Here is a 1,494-nt window from a genome sequence, read left to right as displayed (position 1 = left end):
GAAAAACTTAGAGTAAATATTAATAATATATTTTTCGTGGTAAAATATGGTTGGTTACTGTTGGTAGTTAAATATTATAAAAGGAGAAAAGAAAGTGAAAAATAATTCATTTATAATAATTGAAGCAGCAAAAGCAGGGAGAAAAAAGGTCCATCCAGTCTTTGCTGTAATATTAGCCATTATATTTTTGACTTTAGGCGAACTTTTTATGTTATTTATGTTATTTTTACCGAAAGCTGAAACGATATTCATGAAAGGTATTTATGACAATGTTAGAATGGTGTTAACGTTTGGCGGAGCTATATATATTTTATTTATATGGGTTCGTTTTGTAGAAAAAAGACCTTTTTCATCCATTGGCTTTTGGAAAGAGAAATGGATGAGAAAGTATTTAAAAGGTGCGTTAATAGGGTTTTTATTTATTTCAACGCCAGTTATTCTACTATTATTAATGGGGAGTGTGAAATTGCAAGTACAACATATTACCTCAACAGTGATAGTAGGAATAGTAGGATCTCTAGTTGCATTTTTAATACAAGGGGCAACGGAAGAAATTATTGTACGAGGTTGGTTATTCCCGGTTCTTTCTGTTAGAAGTCGTATATGGGTTGGAATAATTGTAACTTCATTTTTATTTGGATTTCTTCATCTACTTAATCCAGGAATTACAATATTATCTATATCGAATATAATATTAGTGGGTGTTTTCGCAGCTTTATATGTATTGAAAGAAGACGGTCTGTGGGGAATATGTGCATGGCACTCAATTTGGAACTGGGCTCAATATAATGTATATGGTTTTGCAGTTAGTGGCACAACTGTATATTCTACACCAATTTTTAAGTCTATAACAAATGGACCAGAAACATTGCATGGAGGCACGTTCGGAATTGAAGGTAGTATCATTACAACAATCATGCTCACTGTCGCTTCAATTGTTTTATGGAGAAAGTTATGGGGAAGAAAAGCGAAACAACGAAATTTTAGTTAATGAAAGAGGGAGAAACTATGGGGATAATAGCATTTGAGGGAGCAAGCGCTGTTGGTAAAAGTACCACGTGCCGTGAATTAGAAAAGAATTATGGTGCTTATATAATACCTGAAGTGAATTCTTTATTTGAAAGGCCAAAAAATGAACATAGAACATGGTATTTTGAAAAACAAGTTGAGCGCTGGAATATAGCTGTTCAGAAGTCAAAGCAATATGAATTAGTAATACTCGATGGCGATATTTATCAGCCACTTAGTTATAATTGGTGTTTTCATTTTGATATATTTAATCAGCCATTATCTTTAATAGAAAATTTTTATAAAGAAAAGATGATAAATAGGGAAATTGGCTTTCCGGATCAATATTTTTATTTATATACGAACGATGAAGAACTTAGAAAGCGGAAAGTATCTGATGAGACGAAAAAAAGAAGAAACTTTGAAAAACATATACATATATCAAAATCGTTTCAGCGTTATTATGAAAATTTAAATACTGTTACA

2 protein-coding genes are annotated in these 1,494 nt (G+C 31.6%); both read left to right on the top strand.

Annotated features, from left to right (window positions below):
• Positions 1-94: 94 nt before the first annotated feature.
• Entirely contained in the window at positions 95-991 is an 897-nt protein-coding gene (locus ABWK52_RS29460) for a CPBP family intramembrane glutamic endopeptidase (RefSeq protein WP_098542410.1), read from the top strand.
• The coding region (locus ABWK52_RS29455) for a chloramphenicol acetyltransferase (RefSeq protein WP_353772386.1) at positions 991-1,494 on the top strand (504 nt) is incomplete at its 3' end. The genes ABWK52_RS29460 and ABWK52_RS29455, both read left to right, overlap by 1 nt.

It is taken from the genome of Bacillus sp. AP50, assembly GCF_040492675.1.
In the GTDB taxonomy this organism is placed as follows: Bacteria; Bacillota; Bacilli; order Bacillales; family Bacillaceae_G; genus Bacillus_A; species Bacillus_A cereus.
Note: the sequence above shows the minus strand (reverse complement) of the source record. Positions and strands in the feature narration are given on the sequence as shown.